This is a genomic window from Thermomicrobiales bacterium (assembly GCA_023954495.1).
Lineage (GTDB): Bacteria > Chloroflexota > Chloroflexia > Thermomicrobiales > CFX8 > JAMLIA01.
Genome location: JAMLIA010000126.1, coordinates 1 through 5450, shown reverse-complemented (window position 1 = coordinate 5450; position 5450 = coordinate 1). Strand labels below are relative to the sequence as shown.

Annotated in this window: 6 protein-coding genes; 2 read left to right on the top strand and 4 right to left on the bottom strand. The window is 63.7% G+C overall.

Features of this window, described 5'->3' with window-relative positions; genetic code table 11:
• Positions 1-290: 290 nt before the first annotated feature.
• From M9890_15255 to M9890_15245, 3 genes are all read right to left on the bottom strand, one after another.
• Positions 291-536, bottom strand: a complete 246-nt coding sequence (locus M9890_15255; protein MCO5178311.1) for a hypothetical protein — start codon at positions 534-536, stop codon at positions 291-293.
• A 61-nt stretch (positions 537-597) separates the two neighbouring features.
• On the bottom strand, positions 598-1998 hold the full coding sequence (locus tag M9890_15250) for an FAD-binding oxidoreductase (protein MCO5178310.1): 1401 nt from the start codon (positions 1996-1998) through the stop codon (positions 598-600).
• 134 nt (positions 1999-2132) lie between these two features.
• Positions 2133-2546 (bottom strand): HNH endonuclease, encoded by a 414-nt coding sequence (locus M9890_15245; protein MCO5178309.1) that lies wholly within the window; start codon positions 2544-2546, stop codon positions 2133-2135.
• 134 nt (positions 2547-2680) lie between these two features.
• On the opposite strand from M9890_15245, the gene ftsY reads away from it, so the two are divergent.
• Complete coding sequence (gene ftsY / locus M9890_15240; GenBank protein MCO5178308.1) at positions 2681-3640, top strand: signal recognition particle-docking protein FtsY; 960 nt, start codon at positions 2681-2683, stop codon at positions 3638-3640.
• A 96-nt stretch (positions 3641-3736) separates the two neighbouring features.
• Here the strand turns inward: ftsY and M9890_15235 are convergent, their stop codons facing one another.
• Positions 3737-4756 carry a hypothetical protein gene (locus tag M9890_15235; GenBank protein MCO5178307.1) on the bottom strand — a complete coding sequence of 340 codons (1020 nt, stop codon included), beginning with the start codon at positions 4754-4756 and terminating at the stop codon, positions 3737-3739.
• 308 nt (positions 4757-5064) lie between these two features.
• On the opposite strand from M9890_15235, the gene M9890_15230 reads away from it, so the two are divergent.
• Positions 5065-5450, top strand: a 386-nt coding sequence (locus M9890_15230) for a hypothetical protein (protein MCO5178306.1), incomplete at its 3' end; no start/stop codon positions are given.

Sequence of the window (5450 nt, the reverse complement as noted above, 5' to 3'; positions counted from 1 at the left end):
GACCGGCTCGTCCTTCGTGCCGGTGTTCAGCAAGATGGCGACGAGCTCGGCATTGGACAGCGCCCCCGGCCCGCGCAGACGCAACTTCTCGCGCGGACGCTCCTCTTCCGGCAGCTCCTTCATCCCCAGCCACGCGCGCGTACCCGCTTCGGCCTCGCCCACCGCACAATCCCCCTCGTCCAGATGCAGAAGATGCGCGCAGTATAGCCGAGGTGAACGACAACACCCGCCGAGAACCGGCGCTCATGGCAGCCGAGTTCCGCAGCGGGTGGGAAGAGAGGATGGGTGCGTTACAGCACCGAGAGTGGCACCGATGCCGGGAACATCGCACGACGGCGCGCCAGTTCGTCGCGCACAATCGTCTCGACGATGCGCGTTACTGGCAGGTCGCCTTCGCGCATGATCGCACACAGAATCGCGGCAAGGTCGGCTTCGGTCATCGTCGGTACGTCGCTGCGAACAATTGCGGCGACATCATCAAACGTCACGAACCCATCGCCAAGTGACTCATAGGGGCCGGGCTGAATGCTGTTCACAAGGGACTCCTGTTAGAAGAAGCGACCACCAACACATACGCATCGGTGGCCGCAGCGAACGCTACTGTGCTGGAATGATGTTCTCGTTTGAGTGGAACAGGTTCTCCGGGTCGTAGATGGCCTTGATCCGGGACAAGCGGGCGTAGTTCTCGCCGTAGACCATCGCCGATGGATGGCTGTGCGCGCCGTTGACGTAGACACCACCGGTGATCGGGGCCATCGCATCCTCGACCTCGTTGACCCAGGCGATCAGCTGCGAGCCATCGACCTGCGTCGGCCACATCGCCAGCGGCAGGATGCTGTAGGGCAGGTTGCGGTGCGGGAACGCGGTTGCGTCCGGCGCAACGCGCGCGGCAGCGCCGTTCAGTTGCTTGATGATGATCGTGCTGCCGTGCGACCGCTCCGGCGCGGCCAACTCGATCAGCGTGTCGAGCGTCACGTCGCTCAGGCCACGCACGTTCATCCAGACATCCTCGCGGGCAAAACCCATCGGAGCCATCTCTTCGGTCAGCGCCGTCATGCCTGAATACGGCATCGGCTGCACCATGTCAGCGACCGGACCGAGCGCCCGCAGCGGCGCGATGACCTGCTCACCCTCGGCGACATCACCGGAGTAGCACAGCATGACGGCCGCAATCGACTGCCCATCCGGCAGCGTCGCCAGCACGGCGTAGGCCGTCAGTTCATCCGGCGCGGACGTTGTAAGATCGCGATAGGCGCGCAGCACTTCGCTGGCACGAGCAAACGGGAAGACCAGCAGACCGCCGAGCACCTGCGTCAGCGGCTGCAGCTTGAACTCGAATGTCGTCGCGACGCCGAAATTGCCACTGCCGCCACGCAGCGCCCAGAACAGGTCGGTGTGCTCGTCCTCACTGGCGCGGAGGATCTGGCCATCGGCAGTTACCAGCTCGACCGCCAGCAGATTATCGATCACCAGACCGCTCGAGCCGGTCAGCCAGCCGTAGCCACCGCCCAGCGTCAGTCCGGCCAGACCGGTGTGCGAGGCATCGCCGACCGGCGAAACGAGTCCGTACTTCTCGGTCGCGGCGACGTATTCGCCGGCCCGCAAGCCGGTGCCGACACGGGCGACGCGCCGCTCGACGTCAACCTCGACGTCCTTGCGCAGCGCCAGGTCGATGACCAGCCCGTCGTCAACCAGACCATAGCCGGGCGTCGAGTGGCCGCCACCGCGGACGGCAACCGGCATGTCGTGCATGCGGGCGAAGGCCAGTGCGGTCGCAACATCCTTCGCGTCAGCGACCTGCACGATGATCGCCGGACGCTTCGTTACGGCTGCGTTGAAGACTTCGCGTTCTGCCTCGTACTGCGGATCGTCGGAGAGAATGACATTGCCACGAATGCGGGTCCGCAGGGCGCGGAGCATGAGATCGCCAACGACCTCGTTCGAGCGGCGGCGCTCGCTGATGACCATGAAGTGTCCTTCCACATCGAAATCCGTCATCATGCCCACACCATCGTGAGCACGCAAACGAGAGTATCGATGTGCGTCATCGCTGTCGCGAATCTTCCGGACAGCGCGACGTGGGCGAGTGGCGGGGAATATGTCTGTCCCTGCGGACAGGGTCCGAGGCTGGCCTACCAGGGCGCGCCGGCGTGGATCTGCCGGTGGCAGGCACCGCAGACGGTGATGAGGTTGTCGATTGAGTTGGTGCCACCCTGCGACAGCGGGACGATGTGGTGGGCGTGCAGCGCCACGCGCCGACCGCCCTTGCGCCCACAGCGCGCGCAACGATGCCGATCCCGCGCGTAGACATTCCGGCGCAGCGAATCCCAGTTGCGCGGGTAGACGCCGCGCTCCTCGATCACGCCGAGCTTGCGCAAGCGTCCCTGCGCTTCCTCGTAGCGGCGGCTCGCGCGCCGAATCGCCCTGCTCCGGCGACCGAGCAGGTTCCAGCGCTTCGATGCCTGCCGCAGCTCGGCTGCCGCGTCGCGATACTGCCGCCGGGCGTCGCGGATCTTGCGTTTTCGGCGACCAAAGGGCCAGATCATCGGTTACCCTCCACCGCCCCTGATGATAGCCGCACCGGCAGCGGCGTATACTTGCGACGTGCGCCGCGCCCTCAACCGGCGCGGCATTTCACTGATTCCATCTGCACAACCTCGTCACACACCAAGGAGCAATCGTGATTCTCAGGCGCATCTTTCAACGTCGTACCGAGGTTCAGCCGGAGCTCGAAGAGGGGCTGAAGAAGACGCGGCGTGGCATCTTCGCCGACATCACCGCCCTCTTCGACCGCAGCGCCATTGATGAGGAGCTGTTCGAGGATCTGGAAGCACTGCTCATCCAGGCCGACCTCGGCGTCGATACGACGATGGATGTCGTCGAGGCGTTGCGCGAGGACATCCGCCGCGAGCACATCACCGACCCGGCCATCGCCCGATCATTCCTCCGCGACGAGATGGTCAAGCTGCTGGAGAACGCAACCAAGAACCGCAAGGTCAAGATCTTCCAGCGCGGCGTGCCGTTCGTCATCCTCGTCGTCGGCGTCAACGGCACCGGCAAGACGACGACCATCGCCAAGCTGGCCAATTTTCATAAGTCCCGCGGCCGCACCGTCATGCTCGTCGCCGGTGACACGTTCCGCGCGGCAGCGATCGACCAGCTGAAGGTCTGGGGCGAGCGCATCGGCGTGCCGATCGTCGCCCACGGACCAGGTGCCGATCCGGGCGCGGTCGTCTTCGACGGCATGCAGGCGGCACACAACCGCAACGCCGACATCCTCATCGTCGACACCGCCGGTCGGCTGCACACCAAGCACGACCTGATGGCCGAGCTGACCAAGATCCGCAAGGTCATGCAGCGCTACGTGCCGAACGCCCCGCAGGAAGTCCTGCTCGTCATCGACGCGACGACTGGCCAGAACGGCCTCGTCCAGGCACAGAAGTTCGCCGAAGCGACCGACGTCACCGACATCGCCATCGCCAAGCTCGACGGCACCGCCCGCGGCGGCATCGCCTTCGCTATCTCACGCGAGTTGGGCACGCCGATCTCCTACGTCGGCACCGGCGAGAAAGTCACCGACTTCGCCGAGTTCAACCACGAAGCCTTCGTCGATGCGCTGTTCTTTGAGGAGGGGGAATAGGGGCAGGCGAAGAAGACCTCAGCGCGATAACGACGCCGTCTCTCAGTTCGTAGGACATGCCTCGGGTTGTCCCTAAGGAGGGACCGACAGCCGAACTCATTGTGCGGCCAGCACCTCGGCACCTGTGCGACGCAGCAGCACCTGCCACTGCTGCGGATTCTCCGGATGGAACTCAAACACGGCACGTTCGAAGTACTGGGTCAGGACAGTATCCCCGTCGGCGTTCGTCTCGACTGCTGGCTCGGTCAGCGGATAGCCGAAGAGCGCCAGCGACTCGCGGAAGCTATAAATCGAATAGGCAGGTTGGTCGCCGAAGTCCAGCCCGTATTGCGACCAGTACTGCCAGAATTCCGGCGCGATGGCGTGCCCGGTCTCAGGGAAGTAGTGCGGATCACCCGGATCAGCGCCCGGCTCCGACTGCCAGTCGCGGCCCTGCGCCTGTAACAGCTCATCGCCAAGGCGACCGAGCAGTACGAGATACGGCGTACCAGCGAATTCCGGGTGCAGCTCAAAGCGCTGGCGCTCGAAGTACTGGACGAGTACGTCCTCGCCAGTGTCAGGGTTCTGCTCCATGTGAGCGTCGGTCAGGGGGTAGCCGAAGACCGACAAGCCGCCCGCCTGCTGCCATGTAAAGAGGAACTCTCCAGACACTGTGTACCCAGTCTCGGGGAAGAATTGAGACGAATTGATGTCGAAGAGAGTGTAAGTCGCAATCGCGAAGGCACCATCCTCGAAATATGGACGCCCTGGTGGTTCGGCAGACCAGGTGACACCGCCAATCATCCCCTCCGGGCATGGATCTATTTGGGCACTGAAGCGACCGTCTCCATCAGTAGTGACTTCATACGTCGCCGCACCAACGTACGGTCGAGCGCTGGCTGACCACAACGGTTGCAACACAACCGTGCTGTTCGGGAAGAACTCGCTACCTTCGAAGTCAACCGGGACGCCACACCCGCCATGCGACGGTGAGATTGTCAACACCGCTTGCGGAGCCATGTCCTGCGCTGCGCGCGCCGACAGCCCGGAAGGCACGACACAGACGAGCAGCGCGATCATGCCAACGAGATACGAGCGAATACGACGACGGAACGGCGCGATCGATGCCCGACGCATTTGGGTGGCCTCTCCTGTTAACGACATGCGCAGACAAGTCTTGCATTGCGCGATCGTATATATCGTAATAGACCATATATTACCCCCCCGAGTTTCAGACAACCCTGGCCGCAGGCGTGCCGGGTGAATCGGAAGCGCCGAGAATCTCAGTCGCAAGCGTCGTTGGTTGACGCACGTACCCGCGCCTGCGTAGGATAATCCCGACAATATTTCTCGGATATTGGTGACGATTCCGCTGTCTGGTTGCACAGATAGATTCGCACGCCGCGCTCACGGTGCGATCAGGCCACAACGTAAGGAGAGGCCCGTTGGTTTCATCCGACGAGCAACCGCGCTCATCCGTCCACACGTTCTCGCGGCGCACACTGCTGGCCGCTGTGCCAGGGCTGGCGCTCATCGTAGCCGGTGTCGCCTGCGGTGATGATGACGATGACACGTCTACAGCACCAACGGCGACGACTGCGCCGACATCCAGCGCGGACACATCGCCAACCGCAACGAACGAAGCCTCTCCAACCGTGGCCGAAGAGGGCACGCCCGAAGAATCCGGTAGCACCGGCGGCTGGACCTTCGTCGACGACCGCGGTGAGACGATCTCGCGCGACACCCAGCCGACCCGCGTTGTCGCCTACCTGCCGATCGCCGCCTCACTGTGGGACTTCGGCGTCGAAGTCGTCGGCGTCTTCGGCACGAC